This is a genomic window from Acidithiobacillus ferrooxidans ATCC 23270 (genome assembly GCF_000021485.1).
Taxonomy (GTDB): domain Bacteria; phylum Pseudomonadota; class Gammaproteobacteria; order Acidithiobacillales; family Acidithiobacillaceae; genus Acidithiobacillus; species Acidithiobacillus ferrooxidans.
The window spans coordinates 2,070,664-2,086,942 of record NC_011761.1 but is presented as its reverse complement, the minus strand read 5'-3'; the positions used below and the strand labels follow the sequence as shown (position 1 = coordinate 2,086,942).

Here is a 16,279-nt window from a genome sequence, read left to right as displayed (position 1 = left end):
GGGGCATGGCTGTGGCCGGGGTTGCTCCTTGGCAGGACAGCTTCTGGCGGGCTCTGGATGCCAGTGATGTGCAGAGCGCGTGGTCACAGCATTGTGGCCACATCTATGGCCGCAGACATGTTGCGGCGACTACCCCCTGGGTGCCGCTTGCGGAAATCCATGATCGTTTGAATTGGTTGGCCTGGTTGTCGCAGCGGTTTTCCGCCGGTTTTCTTCTTCCCGTTTCTGATCTCCCCGATATCGATGCTCTGCTGGTTCTGGCACAGCGCCCTGGTGCCGTGCTCAGCGGGAGAGATTTGCGCGCGGTGCTCGATGTGCTGACGGCGCAGAAGGGCTATGCCGCAGCTTTGCGCGAGACTCGGGATGCCTTGACCGGGCTGGCAGGCGAGCTTGATCCCCCGGTGACCTTGTTGCGCCGTCTCGGCGTGGCGTTGGATGAGGAGGGTGAGCTCCTGGATACGGCGAGTGCGGATCTCGCCCTCCTGCGCCAGCGCTTGCGAATCAGCCGCAACGAATTGCAGCGTTTTCTGCAGGGCTTTCTGCGTAATCGAGACTGGCAGGAATACTGGCAGGATCAGGTCATCGTGCAGCGTAATGAGCGTTACGTACTCCCGCTCAAAGCTAGCCATAAAGGGCGTATCAAGGCGATCGTCCATGACCGGTCGGCAAGTGGTGAGACTCTTTTTGTGGAGCCGCTGGCGGCCGTCGATCTGAATAATCAACTGGTCCAGGACCGGCGTGCCGAAATTCAGGAGCAGGAGCGCATTCTTCGTGCCCTGAGCGCAGCGGTAGGGCTGGAAGTGCCGGGCATCGTCGCCGCCCTGCGGCATATTGGCCGGCTGGATGCGGTACGGGCGGGACTGGAACTGGGGGATGCCTGTGGCGGGATTTTGCCCAAGGTCGATGCGGCTGCGGCATTTGATCTGCGGGCCCTGCGTCATCCGCTGCTTTGTCTGCGCCATCCGGGGCAGGTCGTGGGTAACGCCCTGCGTCTCGGGGCGGACGCGCAGCAACTGGTCATTACCGGCCCCAATACCGGCGGCAAGACGGCTATCCTGAAAGCACTCGGACTCAATCATCTGATGGCCTACATGGGATTGCCGGTAACTGCGGAAGGTACATTGGGTTATTTCCCGAAGTGCTTTGCGGTCATCGGCGACGCCCAGGATATCCACACGGATCTTTCCACTTTTTCGGCGCAGGTACAGCGTCTTCGGGAAGTGCTGGAGCATGCCGACGCCCACAGTCTCGTGCTTCTCGACGAACTGGGCAATGGCACCGACCCGCGGGAAGGGGGCGCGCTGGCTCAGGCGGTCGCAGAGGCCTTGCTGGCGGCCGAATGCTGCACACTGCTCACGAGCCATCTGGAAGTGATGAAGCGTTATGCCCTGAGCCATGCGGGTGTAGCCCTGGCGGGTATGGGCTTTGATGCAGAGTCTTTGAAACCCACCTACCGTCTGCTTTGGGGTGTAGGCGGCGCGAGCCAGGGTCTGGTCATCGCCCGGCGCGTGGGGATGCCTGCACCACTGATGAACCGCGCCGAGGCACTCTATGCCGATGACCGCGAGAACTGGGAACGTTGGGAAGCGCAACGGGAAACCCTATTGCAGGCCGCCCGGCAGGCTATGGATGAGGCCGTACTGGCGCGTGACGAAGCCACCAGTGTGGCCCGCAGCCTGGAACGCGAACTGGAAGCAGCGAGGCAGGAGCGTGACAAAGCCGCCGCCGCCGCCCGCGCCGAATGGGAAGATATACTGGCAACGGCGCGCCAGCAGGTGCGGCAAGCCATTGCCGCGCTCAAGTCCGGGAGGGATACCCAGGCGGCAACGGCGGCTTTGCAACGTCTGGAAGTCCCCTTCCGGGCGGAGGAGCAGCAAGTGGACAGCCTGCCCGCGGTGGGGACCAGGGGTCTGTTCCTGCCACTCCGGCAGGTGACCCAAGTGCTGCGTGCGGATCCCGCACAACACAGGGTGCAGATTCAATTACGGGGCAAGCAGTTGTGGGTGCCCGCCGCACAATTTGCCGTGGACGCCGCGCTGCAGATCCCAAAAGAAGCAGGCAGCACCCAGTATGCCACCCCCGACGATCATCCCTGGCGTCTGGATTTGCGCGGACAGCTTCGGGAAGACGCCCTGGCGGCGCTGCGTCGTCATGTGGATGGCGCCGTAGCCGCCGGTCGTCGACAGGTCCAGATCCTGCATGGTAAGGGCAACGGGGTGCTCGCAGAAATGGTGCGCGAGTTTGCCGGGCAAGACCCTCGGGTCAGCCAGTGGCGTATGGCGCGGCCAGAGCATGGCGGTGGCGGCGTCAGCGAGTTGGAGTTACGCTGAGCCATGGCCAACTTTTCTCCCGCATTCATTGACGCCCTGCTGGAGCACTGTGATCTGGTGCGTCTCATCGATAGCCGCGTACCGCTGAAGAAAAAAGGCCGGGATTTCTGGGCCTGCTGCCCCTTTCATCAGGAAAAGAGCCCGTCTTTCTCGGTCAGTGCCGACAAACAGATTTATTACTGCTTTGGCTGTCACGCCCATGGGAATGCCATCGGATTCTTGATGGCCCATGATCGGCTGTCTTTTCCGGAGGCGGTGAAGACACTCGCTGACGAAGTCGGTGTCGCCCTGCCGGAAGACGGCCCTGCCGGAGAGCAGGAAAGTCTTCGGCCGCTGCGGGCGATTCTCGAAAAAGCCATTGGCGTTTACCGATCTGCCCTCGCAGAGCACCCGCCGGCGCAGGAGTATCTGCGTGGAAGGGGTTTGAGCGAGGAGATCATTGGGCGCTTCGAGCTGGGGTACGCACCGTCTGCAGCCGGGTTTCTGAGCCAGAAACTGGGCAGGGAACCGTCATTGCGCCAGCAGTTGCTGGGCGCGGGCCTGGTGAGCGGCCGTGAAGACGGATCGGTCTACGACCGTTTTCGCGGGCGAGTGATTTTTCCGATCCGCGACGGACGAGGACAGGCGGTGGGATTGGGCGGCCGCAGTCTCGATGGTCATGAACCCAAATACCTCAACTCGCCGGAAAGTGCGCTCTACCACAAGGGGCGGGTGCTCTATGGTCTGCACCAAGCCAGGGAGGGGATGCGCCGAGCAGGGCGGGTGCTGCTGGTGGAAGGGTATCTGGATGTCATTACCCTGCACCAGGCTGGCATCGACTACGCCGTCGCGGCGAGCGGGACGGCCTTGGGGGACAGCCAGATGGAAATGCTCTTCCGGGCAGCGCACGAGGTGCTACTCTGTTTCGATGGCGATACCGCCGGACGTAATGCGGCCTGGCGGGCCGTGCAGACGGCGCCGGAGCATCTGCGCGCGGGGCGTCTGCTACGGTTGCTGTTCCTGCCGGATGGCCAGGACCCAGACTCGTTGGTGCGCGAACAGGGAGGCGCGGTGTTTGAATCAATGCTCCCGACCGCGCGTCCAGCCATCGATTTTTTTCTGGAGGAGTTGCAACGCCGACACAACCTCGCCGCAGAAGATGAGAAGGCACTTTTTCTGCATGCGGCACGCGATTTTCTGAAACGGGTGAGCGATCCGGTGTTACGGGAGGTTTATGAACAACGGGTGCAGACGCTTTGCGGATTGGCACCCGTCGCCCGGCGCGCGACATCGCGCGCACCGCGTAAAGCGACATTCTCCGCTGCCGGAGGACGATCCCTTTTTAAAACGGCTTTGCGACTATTGCTGAATTTTCCCGAAGACCCTGCCTGGCAGGCGTTGGACCGTGATTTGCTGCCTTTCCTCTTCGACCGTGATCCCATGGCTGAAATTCTGGCAGAGGCCCTTGATATCTTGGCCAACATGACCCATCTAAGTTCTCACGAACTATTCGCAAAACTGTCGGTACTGAAACATGCGGAGGCATGCTACGCGCTGGTGATGAGCGACTCTGGCGACGAGGAAGGACAGGTGCTGATGCGGCTTGAAATTTCCGGTTGTGTGGCGCGAGTGAATCAGCGCCTTGCTGCGGCGCGCAGTCACTTTATCAGCCGGGCCGCAGATCAGGGTGGTTTGAGTGCGCTCTCCGAGCAGGAGAGGGCTGAAGTAGTGCGTTTGTCCCGGCGCGACAGGCGCAACGGCGTTGGATCGGAATGAAATGAAAAATGGGCTGAGGGTGCAGTTCTGTGACGGGGCACCTTTCCATGCGTGTGGTTTTTCCTATATAATGCGCGGCTTTCCGCGAGTGCAGGTTGGTTATGAGAGACGGTGAGAGTGTAGTGGATAATGAATCTCAGCGGTCTGAGCTGAAGCGGCTTATTGCGCGTGGTAAAGAGCAAGGCTACCTGACCTATCGCGAGATCAATGATCATTTGCCGGAAGAGGTTTTCGACCCCGAGCAGATGGAAAATGTCATCTCCATGATCAATGACATGGGTATTGAAGTCTTTGAGGAGGCTCCGGACGACGATACCCTGCTGATGGATGGGGAAGGTGGTACCGTAGTCGCCGCTCAGGAAGCGGAAGAAGCGGCAGAGGAAGCCCTGGCCGTGGTCGAGGCGGATATCGGGCGAACCAGTGATCCGGTGCGCATGTACATGCGCGAGATGGGCAGCGTGGAACTGCTCACGCGTGAAGGCGAAATCGAAATTGCCCGGCGTATCGAAGATGGTCTGATGCAGGTATTGCGCGCTGTATCGACCTGCCCGACGACCATCTCTCTTCTTCTGGACGCCGCGGCTCGGGTGGAGCGCGGCGAGACGCGCCTGGATGAAGTGGTCGACGCCTTTATTGATCTTAGCGCGCTGGATGCAGAAACCGTCAGTGAGGCAGAAGAAAGCGTGCTGGTGGAAGGCGACGATCTGGACGTCGATGAGGATGAGGAAGAATCCGAAGACGGTGATATCGAAGTCGTAGACAAGGGGCCACAGCTCGAAGATGCACTGGAACGTTTTGCGGTCATCCGTGCTGCGTATACCGCGCTGCTGGCCAGCCATGCCGAGGGGGAGATGCATGGTGAAAGTTATCAGCGGCAGCGCCGGGAGCTCGCCGAACGTTTCCTGGAAATCAAACTCAACGGTCGTCAGATTGACGTCATGACCGACGCCCTGCGCGGGCTAACGGAAGAGGTGCGTCAGTGCGAACGGGAGTTGATGGAACTGTGCATTGAACGTGCGCGCTTCCCGCGCAAAGAATTTGTGCGCAGTTATCCCGGTCATGAGGGTGATATCGGCTGGATTGATCAGCAAATCGCCGCTGGTCATGCCTATAGTACCCGTTTGGTTGAGTTTCGTGATGATATCGTGGCGATCATGAAACGCTTGGCGAATATTGAGAAGCGTGCCGGTTTGCCGATTGCCGAGATCAAAGAGGCCAGTCGCCTGATGTCCATTGGTGAGGCCAAGGCGCGGCGTGCCAAGAAGGAAATGGTGGAGGCCAATCTGCGTTTGGTGATCTCTATCGCCAAGAAGTATACCAATCGTGGCCTGCAGTTCCTGGATCTGATTCAGGAAGGAAATATCGGTCTGATGAAAGCGGTGGACAAGTTCGAATACCGACGTGGCTACAAATTCTCTACTTATGCGACTTGGTGGATACGCCAGGCCATTACGCGGAGTATTGCGGATCAGGCGCGGACCATTCGTATCCCGGTACATATGATCGAAACCATAAACAAACTCAATCGAATCAGTCGCCAGATGCTCCAGGAAATGGGACGTGAACCGTCGCCTGAAGAGTTGGCAGAACGGATGGAAATGCCCGAGGATAAAATCCGCAAGGTGCTCAAAATTGCCAAGGAGCCTATCTCCATGGAGACGCCCATCGGTGACGATGAAGATTCGCACCTGGGCGACTTCATCGAAGACCGGAATGTGACGGCGCCAGCGGATTCTGCCGTTAACGCCGCCATTCGCGAAGTGGTCGAGGAGTTGCTTGATAATGGCCTGACAGCGCGGGAAGCCAAGGTGTTGCGTATGCGTTTTGGCATCGGGATGAATACCGACCACACGCTGGAGGAGGTCGGCAAGCAGTTTGACGTTACTCGTGAGCGTATCCGCCAGATTGAAGCCAAGGCGCTGCGCAAACTGCGTCATCCCTCTCGATCGGAGCGGTTACGTAGTTTTGTGGACGGTGAAGTGACGATTCCATCGTGACGGATGTTTTTTAGCGGTATGAGGCGTGGGATCAGTGCATTCCACGCCGTTCTTCAGGGCCTGTAGCTCAGTTGGTTAGAGCAGGGGACTCATAATCCCTTGGTCCACGGTTCGAGTCCGTGCGGGCCCACCAATTAAAACGACATGTTAGGCGTTGCGCCCGGCATGACAAAAGCCTTGATAAGTCGGTTTTGATAAGGATTTGATAGCTCTGAGCGTTTGCTGGGCGCCGGCTCTGGCCCCGATCTGGTGGCCGTCCAACCCGTGACACCCGTCACGGTGACAGCCATAGCACCCATGACACATGGGTGCGCGCCAACACCCCAGTGCGTGCAGGCATTTTTGAACCAGTGGGAGCAGGTCATGATAATACAGAGGCGGTCATGCAAATTGGGAGACATGACCACGGGAAATGGACAGGGTTAGAGTTATATTTGGCCACCTTATGAGCGCCTCATGTAACTTGGTATGGGACATCAATCCGCCACGATCAGCAAGAAATATACTGAAGCATTCTGTCTATTTAACTTTTTATTGTTGGCTCTTCATTATTAATGTCACTTGAACTCCGCCATCTCCGTTACTTCATCGCAGTGGCTGAAGATCTGCATTTCAGCCGCGCGGCAGAGCGTTTGGGCATTTCCCAGCCGCCGCTCAGCCAACAGATTCACACGCTTGAGGAAATGCTAGGAGCGCGGCTACTTGTACGCACTAACCGTCGGGTGGCCCTAACCGATGCAGGAGAGGCTTTTCTGAAAGAGGCCCGCGCCATTCTTGTCCAAGTGGATCGTGCCGTGGACTATGTGCGCAGTGTGGAACGCGGAGAGAAAGGTGAACTGCACATCGGTATGACCCGCTCAGCCATGTTGGCAAAACAGGTCCCCAGAGCCATATTCCGGTTTCGAACAGAATTCCCGTCCGTGCATCTGGGTCTGGAAGAGTTGAATTCTCTCGAACAAATAGACGCATTGATCCACGAAAAAATACAGGTGGGTATTATGCGGGTTCAGCATTTACCTGCAATGCTTCAATCCCATATGCTCTACGCCGATCCTCTCGTAGCAGTTCTACCTGCCAAACACCCGTTCTGTCCGATTTCTCCAACCCTGTCTGTACCTCTTGATCCGGCACAACTGGTCCACGAGCAGTTCATTATTTTTGCGGACTCGGCCGGTACCGGCATACGAAATCAGTTTTATCAGATTTGCCACGATGCCGGGTTTAATCCCAGAATTGTTCAGGAAGTGCAGGAAGCATCGACAATGATAGGATTGGTAGCGGCAGGTCTGGGGATTACCATTCTTCCAGTTTCCTATTCATATCTACAGCAAGATAGCGTGTGTTACATACCGCTGTCCTCCCCTAGCGCGCGTTCTGATATCCATGTGGTTTACCGTTGTAGGGACCATTCACCGCTTCTCCGACAGTTATTGACGATATTGAAGTCAGAGGCGGCAGCGCACGCAGTTTCCAGGCGATGAGCAGTCCAGATGCTGCCAGAAAAGTCAGCAGCCCGGCCACACCATCCCAACCCCAGCCAGAATAGAAATATCCTCCGGAACTTCCCAGTACCGCCGAACCCAGATAATAAAAAAAGAGATACAATGATGCTGCCTGCGCCTTGGCTCCATGCGCTCTCCGACCCACCCAACTGCTGACAATGGAATGTCCTCCAAAAAAACCAAAAGTCAACAATATGGTGCCGAGCATAATCGCCCATACGGCCCCCGCAAAACTGAGAAGGACTCCAGTAATCACCAACGCGAAAGCCATCCACAGCACTTTTCGACGCCCCACCCATCCGGCAATATGTCCCATCACTGGAGAGCTGAAAATACCAACCCCGTAGACGCTGAAGATCAGTCCCACCTGAGCCTGACTGAAGTCGTAAGGAGAAGTCACCAGGCGATAAGTCAGATAATTATAAAAGGTCACGAAAATGCCCATCAGGAAAAAGCCTTCCGCAAACAACCAAGGGAGCCCCGAATCTTTGAACAACATACGTATTTGCTGGACTCTGCCGTTCCAGGACACATGCTGTGGGGAAAAGTGCAGCGAATCTGGCAAGCTGCGAACAAACAGAACGGCAGCGATCAAGCTGATGACGCCGATGCTGACAATGGCAACATGCCAACCCCAATAATTGGCCAAAACGCCAGCAACCAGCCGACCTGACATGCCACCCACTGCACTTCCACTGATATATAACCCCATACCTATGCCAATAGAGTCCGCGTGTACCTCCTCATTGAGATACGTCATAGCTACTGCCGGCAAACCACTGATGCTGATGCCCAGCAAGGCCCGCGCCAGCAGAAAAACATCCCAATTTGGAGCGAATCCCGTGGCGAGCACCAGAAATGCGGACATGAACAGTGACCAGACCATGATTGGCTTACGTCCCAGACGATCCGACCAGTTCCCGACCAGGAGCATCGTGAAAGCCAGAATCCCCGTAGTCAAAGACAGGGAAAGAGCACTACTCGTGGCGGCCACTCCATACTCTCTGCTGAAGGCAGGCATCAGGGGCTGTACACAATAAATCATGCTGAATGTGGCGAATCCTGCTGCGAAAAGCGCCAGGCTCGTATTTCGAAATGAGCGGGTGCCGTGACGAATATGATTTTTTGCGGAAGATTCAGAGGGCGGTGGACTGGGAACCAGGGATTGTTTTCGCATTGGCTAATGAAAAATGACTCATGGCAAGGCCGAATAGGACTTGAGGGATACTAGTCCTTCGTAAAATCAGGTACCAGAGCGTTTAGGATATGCTTCCATATTTATTAAATATCAATCACAAGGTTTTAATCCACCGACTTTAGTCAATATTAAGCAACAATTACATCGGACAGATACATCAGACACTTTTCCCTGCATGACCCGCAAGGTGATGCCTGCTCTTCAATCCCGATAAAAATCTGGGTATCCGATGGGCTTTACGGGTATCTACACCAATCATCGGCTAGAAGTGATAGGCGGAGACGAAGCCTTTATAAGTGTTCATTTTTTGGACTATTAAATGTTTTCTCAGGGGCTCATAGCCTAGCAATTACACATCTTGGTTTTTAACGGCAGATTGCTAGCGTACGTCTATCTTTTGCGCTCGGTTGGGGTCATCTACTCTGGAAATTATCAGGAAGATGAGCAGCATCAAAATGACCAGCGTCAGCGATATGCTCACCGGGCCCGTGCCAAGACCAAGGCCACCGAACGTTATCGGCTTGTCTGTCCAATCCGCGAAAGAAGCCCCCAGCGGCCTGGTCAGGATATAGGCTATCCAGAAGGCGGCAATTTCATTGAGGTCGAACATGAAATATGCAACGACGGGAATGCCAAACAAAAGGACAAATAGTAAGCCCGATCCAAGGTAGCCTAAATCCAGGCTCGATGCTGTCATGTCACCGGCGGCGGTGCCAAGGGCAAAGGTAGCTACGATGGTCGCCCAATAGAATGCCTCTCGCCGAGGTGTATGCACACTGTGAATGGAAAGAGTTTTCTCTTTGAGTTTCCAGGTGCCAAGAATCCCGATCAAGGCAACCAGAAAAACGGATGTCGAGATGTCATAGGGAACGCCCAGCACGACATGGGTGACATCCGCTATTTGGGTACCGAAGATGCTCACCATAATGACGGCAAACCAGTAATAGTGTGCGGTATATTGATTGCTCCGCATCTGCAGCCAGATAGCGGCCAGGAATAACAAACCACAACCCACCACGGCCAGATAGGGGTTTGTGTGGAAAACGAGAAAATCCGACGTGGCTTCTCCCATGGCGGTGGTCAGGAGTTTCGCCATCCAGAAATACACGGTGATCTTCGGTACCTTGAGCATGGCGTTCTTTTCGTTGGATGGGCTAAGTGCGGCTGTAGTCATTGACGTTCCTTATTTTTCTAAGCGCAGCGAGCAAAGTCACGCATGGCTATGCCCGCCAACTATCGGTACAGGTTCGATGAGATTATGTTTATCCTTGAATCAAGGTGTGGTCTTCAAGACGGCGACACTCGCGAGGGTGAGTACCTGACGCTTCCATGGAGGGTGAGTGGGGTCGCTTCTCATGGTAATCCTCCTGAATTTCACCAAAAAATATAGAATCGTAGAAACAATGGTCGCAGGGGGAATACCGCAACCACGATTCATGGACCGATATTTGCCCGATGAGTTCCCTATCACCGCCGGATGGAAATGGTGGATATCCTTCTCCATGTTGTGACGCACCAGTTTGGCAATATCGCCTGCCAGCTCGACCCTTTTCGGTCCGCCTCCCGCCATCAGGAAGGCGAGCGGGCTTCTCCGCCGCTCTGGGGGCGGTCCCGGCCACGGCACGGGATATGCGGCGCCGGGCAAATGGGACTCTGCTCGATGCTCAGGCCGCAAAGCAGCGGGCCATGATCTTCAATTTGGACTTTCCCCGGAATCTGACCTGCCAGATCGAAATCAGGGACGCTGCGCAGGACTACTCTGTCGTTGAGGTTAAACGGTTTTTTACAGTCTGCCCGGTAGCCTAACCCTCATGAGTGAGGAGGATTGGCCACGGTCCTCCCGGCGCATTGGCGCCGGGTTTGTTCCAGGGGGTCCGCGGTGGAATTGACCGGAAAACGCCGTGCGCAGGCGACTAACGGCCGGTTTTTCTCGGGAGTATCCGTTCCAGCGTGTCATCCTTGAGGATGTAGTGGTGCATCAGTGCCGCCGCAGCATGCAGACCGGCGAGGATAATGATGGTCCAGGCAATGATGTTGTGGAAGTTGCCGAAGGTGTGTTCCAGGACGCGATTTTTGACAGTCGCAAACTGCAGGGACAAGAGCCCGAAGAATGTGAAGGATTCCGCCTGTGCCCAGCGCAGCAGAAAACCAAGCGCTACCTGTACCGCCAGCAGGAGGTAGAGCACATGTTGCATCCCTTTCGCCAGCCTTTCCTGCAAGTTTGTCGCCGCCGGCATGCGCGTGCCGCGTGTGGTACGCCAGCCCAGCCGTATTATGAGCACCACCGTCAGCAGGATGCCCAGTGAAATATGAAGGGACTGGAATTCCTTCCGGAGCGGCGCCCCATGCTCGAGAAAATCCCAGATTTCGGCCAGGGCAAAGAGTACGACGACCAGAACCACGGTTAGCCAATGCAGAATGATGGTTGTCCGGTCATAGCGCACGGGTAGATCTCCACCTGAGTCCGGTGCCTCTTTGTTCAGTAATGCCGCATTCTCGTTCATTTCGCTTCCCTCTTTCTGATATGTGCCATTCCTTAGCCGGGACTCGGCGCAGCCGCATTTTACAGGAGTTTGCCATAGCAATGCCACTTTGGAACAACAGGGCATAGGGCCCGTCTTCGGTATTATCAAATCGGTGACGGGATTCCGGTAGTCCTCCTTGTGCGCTATACGTTAGGGCCCAGGGCAAAAAGAACCGAGATCGGCTCCAAATGAGCAATTTCAAGAAATCCTTGGCGGAAATCGGTAGCACCCCGAAGCTAAAACCGACGGGCTGCTAGGCGTCGGTAAAACCATCTTTTCACTCCTTCCACCGCCAGCAGGTACACGACGACCATGGCCATAAGTATCGCGAAGAAATCCAACGGCAGTGCCACAAATCCCAGCGTGGCGCCTATCGGGGTCAAAGGCAGCAGGGCGGCCACAGCGACCACGGTTAATGATGTTCCCGCCAGCAAAGGGTGCGGACGGCTGGTCAAAGGATTGAAGCGGGTACGAATGACGAATATTACCAGAACCTGGGTGGCGATGGATTCGATGAACCAGCCGGTGTGGAACATCTCCTCACCGGCATGGAAAACGTGCAACATGATATAAAAAGTGAGGAAGTCGAAGAGCGAACTGATCGGGCCGATCACCATCATGAAGTTGCGAATGAAGGCCATATCCCACTCGTGAGGGTGCGACAAATAGCTTTCATCTACATTGTCCAGTGGGATCGGAACCTCCGAGAGGTCGTAAAGGAAGTTGTTGAGCAGGATCTGTACCGGCAGCATGGGCAAAAACGGGATGATCAGGGTGGCACCAGCCATGCTGAACATGTTCCCAAAATTGGAACTGGTGCCCATCATGATATACTTCAATACGTTACCGAAGGTGCGTCGTCCTTCTCGAATGCCTTCGTACAACACATCGAGGTCGCGTTCGAGCAGGATCATGTCCGCTGCATCCTTGGCCACGTCCACCGCGCCGTCCACGGATATCCCCACATCTGCGGAATGGAGCGAGGGGGCGTCGTTGATGCCGTCGCCAAGAAAACCCACGACGTGGTGACGTGCTTTGAGGGCCAGGATAACGCGGTTTTTCTGTGCGGGAGTGACGCGGCAAAATAGGTTTGCCTCCTCCACTAGCGCCTGCAGGGCAAAGTCGTCCATCTTCTGGATCTCGGCGCCGGTCAGGACCTTGCTCACAGGCAGCCCGATTTGCGCACAGACGTGACGGGTGACCAGATCGTTGTCACCAGTGACAATCTTCACTGCCACCCCGCTTTTGGCCAAATCGCCAACCGCACGGGCCGCCGTTTCCTTCGGGGGATCCAGGAAAGCGGCAAAGCCGGCAAATACCAACTCGGTTTCATCGCCCACCACGGCGTGGGGATGGTCAAGTGGCACTCGTCGCCAGGCGATACCGAGCACCCGGAAGCCCTTCTGTCCCCATTCGTCGCACAACACCTCTGCCCGACTGCGAGTCTGTGCGTCGAATGGCGTTTGGACCCCGTCCGCCTCATACGCCACGGCAAGTCGAAGGACGTCCTCGGGAGCACCCTTCACTACCAGAAGCCGGCTATCGTTTTTTTCCACCAGCACGGAGACCCGCCGCCGCTCGAAATCGAAGGGTGCTTCATCAATTTTTCGCCAGGCGCTGACGTTGATTTCCTGATGGGCGAGAATGGCATCGTCCAGAGGGCTTTTGAGGCCAGTCTCGAAGTGGCTGTTGAGATAAGCTAATTCCAGCACCCCTTCGCTCTCCCGCCCCATGATGTCCACGTGGTGCTCAAGCCGGATGTGCGCCTCGGTGAGTGTTCCCGTCTTGTCCGTGCAGAGCACGTCCATCGACCCCAGATTCTGCACCGACGCCAAGCGTTTCACGATCACCTTTTTCCGGGCCATCCGGATGGCCCCGCGCGCGAGGGTAACCGAAACGATCATCGGTAGAAGTTCTGGCGTGAGACCTACGGCCAGGGCGACGGCGAACAGAAAGGACTCCAGCAGGGGGCGATGAAATGCGGTGTTGACCAAAAGCGCGAACAACGCCAGAAAAACCGTTAGGCGCATGATCAGCAAGCCGAATTGGCGTGTGCCCCGTTCGAAGGAAGTGGGGGGCGGTTTGCTGGCCAGGCTGTCGGCGATCTCGCCGAGGGCGGTGCCCAGGCCGGTGCGGCAGACCAGGATGGTCGCCTTGCCGCTGATGACGGATGTGCCCATGAAGGCTGCATTATCGGCGGTATCCAGATCTGCCTCGCCGGAAAGTTCGATCGCATGCTTTTCCACCGGGTACGGCTCGCCGGTGAGGAGCGCCTGGTTGACAAAAAAATCCCGTGCCTCGATGAGTCGCCCGTCTGCGGGGACCGAATCACCTGCGGTCAGCAGCACCGCATCTCCTGGCACCACCTCGAAAATCGGAATGTCACGCGGGCGACCATCACGCAGGACCGTGGCGTGCACGGCGACGGATCGCTTGAGTCGCTCGGCCGCCTGCCCAGCGCGGTATTCCTGCACGGTGTCCAAGGCCACGCTCATCAACACCATGGCGCTGATGATCAGGAAGCTGGCCCTGTCGCCTGTCACGGCAGAAATCGCGCTGGCGACCAGAAGGATAATGACCAGGGGATTGCGAAAACGGGAGAGAAACAGCCGGAGGAGCGTGCCGCGCAGCGCGGGTCGTAGTGCGTTCAGGCCGAAAGACGTCAATCGCGAAGCGGCTTCTTCCGTTGTTAAGCCACGAGGGCTGGTATGGAGCGCATGAAAAAGGTTTGGCAAAGGTTGTCGCCAAAAGGCCGCTTCCACTTCCGTGGGCTCAGACATGGCTCACTTTGCTTTGATTGGTCGGGGCGATAGGATTCGAACCTACGACATCCTGCTCCCAAAGCAGGCGCGCTACCAAGCTGCGCTACGCCCCGTCGCGGAGGAGAATAGCCGCTCGCCCCGCTGCGGTCAATCGAGGCGAGAGAGACGACGGCGCAGACGGTCCAGTTCGCCGCGGGCGAGAGCAATACCGTCATTCAGGCGTTGGCGCTCTTTGTCACTCAGTTCCTTGCCCTTCTGCACCAGTTCTTCGCTATAAATGGCAATGGTATCGAGCAGTTCCTCAACTCGCTCATTTATCCGCTCACGCGACGCGACGACGCGATCCCAGGCCCGATTGGCCTGCTGCCGCAATTGTTCGCGAGTGCGGTCACCTGTCTGCGGAGCGAAGAGCAGAGCCGTGACCGCGCCCGCTACCGCACCCGCCAGCAGGGCGATCCCCAGGGCGCTGTAGCCCATGCCGTTGTCGCCGTCGTTTTCAAAATTCATCATGATCAGTCTCCTATATCAGGTGATGACAGTGGGGGTCTTGCGACCCGTGAGGGTTTCGAGTCGGCTGAGATTCCTGCCGACCTGGATCAGATCGCGCAGGGTACGTTGCGGATCCTGGTGCTGGCGCAGCGGGTCTTTCTCCAGATGCTCGTGATAAATACGCAAGGTGGCACCTTCGGTTCCGGTACCCGACAGGCGGAATATCAGCCGGGCACCGTCGGCAAAGAGCAGACGCAGGCCCTGATGCGCGCTGACACTGCCGTCGATGGGGTCGGCATAGGCAAAGTCATCCGCAATGAGGATCTCCCGTCCCGCCAGGGTCTGACCAGGGAGCACCGGCAATTGGGCGGCAATGCTGTGCATGATCTGTTCCCCGATTTCCGCCGGAAGATTTTCGTAATCGTGGCGGGTGTAGTAATGACGCCCGAAACGCTGCCAGTGCCGGGTGACGATCTCCGCCACCGGTTGTCCGGTATGGGCGATCACCGAGAGCCAGGCCAATACGGCCCAGAGTCCGTCTTTTTCACGGATGTGATCCGACCCGGTACCAAAACTTTCCTCGCCGCAAAAGGTGATTTTGCCCGCATCCAGCAGGTTACCAAAGAATTTCCAGCCGGTGGGCGTTTCATAATGGGCGATACCCAGGGCCTCAGCCACCACATCCGCAGCCTGGCTGGTGGGCATGGAACGGGCGATGCCTTTGAGACCATGACGGTAAGCGGGGATTGCGGTGGCATGTGCCGCAAGTACCGCGAGTGAATCGCTGGGGGTCACAAAAAAATGGCGTCCCAGGATCATGTTGCGGTCCCCATCTCCATCGGATGCGGCGCCAAAGTCGGGTGCGTTCTCTGCGAAGAGTTCGTCGGCCAGGGGCTTGGCGTAAACCAGATTCGGATCGGGATGACCGCCCCCAAAATCCGTGAGGGGGGTGCCGTTGACCACCGTGCCTGCCGGTGCCCCGAGCTGCTTTTCAAAAATCTCATGGGCATAGGGTCCGGTAATGGCATGCAGGGCATCGAAACGCATCCGGAAAGGCCCCTGCATGAGTCGTTTCAGCGCGTCAAAATCAAAAATGCGGGCCATCAGTTCTGCATACTCGGCTACCGGGTCACAGACTTCTATCTGCATGTCGCCCAGCCAAAAAGTGGCAGCGTGGTCAATGTCGACGTCCGCGCCGTCCAGTATCTGATAGCCCTGGATGGACCTGCTCGCGGTCCAGATGGCGTCGGTGAGCTTTTCCGGAGCGGGACCGCCATTGGCCGTATTGTACTTGATGCCAAAGTCCTGGTCGGGGCCCCCCGCGTTATGGGAGGCGCTCAGGATGATGCCGCCGTGGGCGCCGCGGGCGCGGATGACGGTAGAGACCGCAGGCGTGGAGAAGAGCCCACCACGGCCCACAACGACCTTGCCCCAGCCATTGCCCGCTGCCATCCGGAGGATGATCTGTATGGCTTCGCGGTTATAAAACCGCCCGTCACCGCCGAGCACCAAGGTTTTCCCGGCACGATCGGGAATGGCGTTGAAGATGGATTGCACGAAATTTTCAAGGTAATGCGGCTGCTGAAAAACTTTGACCTTTTTACGCAGGCCGGAGGTGCCGGGGCGTTGGTCGGCAAAGGGCCGGGTCGCAATCTGCAATACCGCCATGGCACACCTCGGTGGTCAAGTGGGACGTCAACTCTCAAACTATAGCAGGAAAG

Annotated in this window: 10 protein-coding genes and 2 tRNA genes; 5 read left to right on the top strand and 7 right to left on the bottom strand. The window is 57.1% G+C overall.

The window, feature by feature from the left end:
- The first annotated feature begins 5 nt into the window (after positions 1–5).
- From AFE_RS10735 to AFE_RS15740, 5 genes are all read left to right on the top strand, one after another.
- Positions 6–2,330 carry an endonuclease MutS2 gene (locus tag AFE_RS10735; RefSeq protein ID WP_012537131.1) on the top strand — a complete coding sequence of 775 codons (2,325 nt, stop codon included), beginning with the start codon at positions 6–8 and terminating at the stop codon, positions 2,328–2,330.
- Between the two features lie 3 nt (positions 2,331–2,333).
- Positions 2,334–4,085, top strand: coding sequence for a DNA primase (gene dnaG, locus AFE_RS10730; RefSeq protein ID WP_012537130.1), 1,752 nt, complete (start codon positions 2,334–2,336; stop codon positions 4,083–4,085).
- A 122-nt stretch (positions 4,086–4,207) separates the two neighbouring features.
- The gene (gene rpoD, locus AFE_RS10725) at positions 4,208–6,082 is read left to right on the top strand and encodes an RNA polymerase sigma factor RpoD (protein ID WP_012607388.1); all 1,875 of its coding nucleotides are present in this window, start codon (positions 4,208–4,210) and stop codon (positions 6,080–6,082) included.
- Positions 6,083–6,138: 56 nt separating this feature from the next.
- Positions 6,139–6,215: transfer RNA gene (locus tag AFE_RS10720), tRNA-Ile, on the top strand.
- A gap of 421 nt (positions 6,216–6,636) precedes the next feature.
- Positions 6,637–7,563 (top strand): LysR substrate-binding domain-containing protein, encoded by a 927-nt coding sequence (locus tag AFE_RS15740; protein ID WP_012537128.1) that lies wholly within the window; start codon positions 6,637–6,639, stop codon positions 7,561–7,563.
- Here the strand turns inward: AFE_RS15740 and AFE_RS10715 are convergent.
- From AFE_RS10715 to AFE_RS10685, 7 genes are all read right to left on the bottom strand, one after another.
- On the bottom strand, positions 7,445–8,761 hold the full coding sequence (locus tag AFE_RS10715; protein WP_012537127.1) for an MFS transporter: 1,317 nt from the start codon (positions 8,759–8,761) through the stop codon (positions 7,445–7,447). The two genes, AFE_RS15740 and AFE_RS10715, sit on opposite strands and share 119 nt — an antisense overlap.
- A gap of 400 nt (positions 8,762–9,161) precedes the next feature.
- Positions 9,162–9,956, bottom strand: coding sequence for a COG4705 family protein (locus AFE_RS10710; protein WP_012537126.1), 795 nt, complete (start codon positions 9,954–9,956; stop codon positions 9,162–9,164).
- Between the two features lie 739 nt (positions 9,957–10,695).
- The gene (locus tag AFE_RS10705) at positions 10,696–11,286 is read right to left on the bottom strand and encodes a cytochrome b (protein ID WP_012537125.1); all 591 of its coding nucleotides are present in this window, start codon (positions 11,284–11,286) and stop codon (positions 10,696–10,698) included.
- 257 nt (positions 11,287–11,543) lie between these two features.
- Positions 11,544–14,087, bottom strand: coding sequence for a magnesium-translocating P-type ATPase (gene mgtA, locus AFE_RS10700; protein WP_012537124.1), 2,544 nt, complete (start codon positions 14,085–14,087; stop codon positions 11,544–11,546).
- Positions 14,088–14,105: 18 nt separating this feature from the next.
- Positions 14,106–14,182, bottom strand: a tRNA-Pro gene (locus tag AFE_RS10695).
- Positions 14,183–14,216: 34 nt separating this feature from the next.
- Positions 14,217–14,579: a YtxH domain-containing protein gene (locus AFE_RS10690; protein ID WP_009561011.1), complete on the bottom strand. Its 363-nt coding sequence runs from the start codon at positions 14,577–14,579 to the stop codon at positions 14,217–14,219.
- 15 nt (positions 14,580–14,594) lie between these two features.
- On the bottom strand, positions 14,595–16,226 hold the full coding sequence (locus AFE_RS10685) for an alpha-D-glucose phosphate-specific phosphoglucomutase (protein WP_012537123.1): 1,632 nt from the start codon (positions 16,224–16,226) through the stop codon (positions 14,595–14,597).
- Between the last annotated feature and the right edge of the window lie 53 nt (positions 16,227–16,279).

Bases quoted from the DNA above. Each gene is read 5' to 3' on its own strand.
- AFE_RS10705 (WP_012537125.1), bottom strand. From the start codon at position 11,286: ATGAACGAGAATGCGGCATTACTGAACAAAGAGGCACCGGACTCAGGT.
- mgtA (WP_012537124.1), bottom strand. From the start codon at position 14,087: ATGTCTGAGCCCACGGAAGTGGAAGCGGCCTTTTGGCGACAACCTTTG.
- AFE_RS10735 (WP_012537131.1), top strand. From the start codon at position 6: ATGGCTGTGGCCGGGGTTGCTCCTTGGCAGGACAGCTTCTGGCGGGCT.
- AFE_RS15740 (WP_012537128.1), top strand. From the start codon at position 6,637: ATGTCACTTGAACTCCGCCATCTCCGTTACTTCATCGCAGTGGCTGAA.
- AFE_RS10715 (WP_012537127.1), bottom strand. From the start codon at position 8,761: ATGCGAAAACAATCCCTGGTTCCCAGTCCACCGCCCTCTGAATCTTCC.
- AFE_RS10685 (WP_012537123.1), bottom strand. From the start codon at position 16,226: ATGGCGGTATTGCAGATTGCGACCCGGCCCTTTGCCGACCAACGCCCC.
- dnaG (WP_012537130.1), top strand. From the start codon at position 2,334: ATGGCCAACTTTTCTCCCGCATTCATTGACGCCCTGCTGGAGCACTGT.
- AFE_RS10710 (WP_012537126.1), bottom strand. From the start codon at position 9,956: ATGACTACAGCCGCACTTAGCCCATCCAACGAAAAGAACGCCATGCTC.
- AFE_RS10690 (WP_009561011.1), bottom strand. From the start codon at position 14,579: ATGATGAATTTTGAAAACGACGGCGACAACGGCATGGGCTACAGCGCC.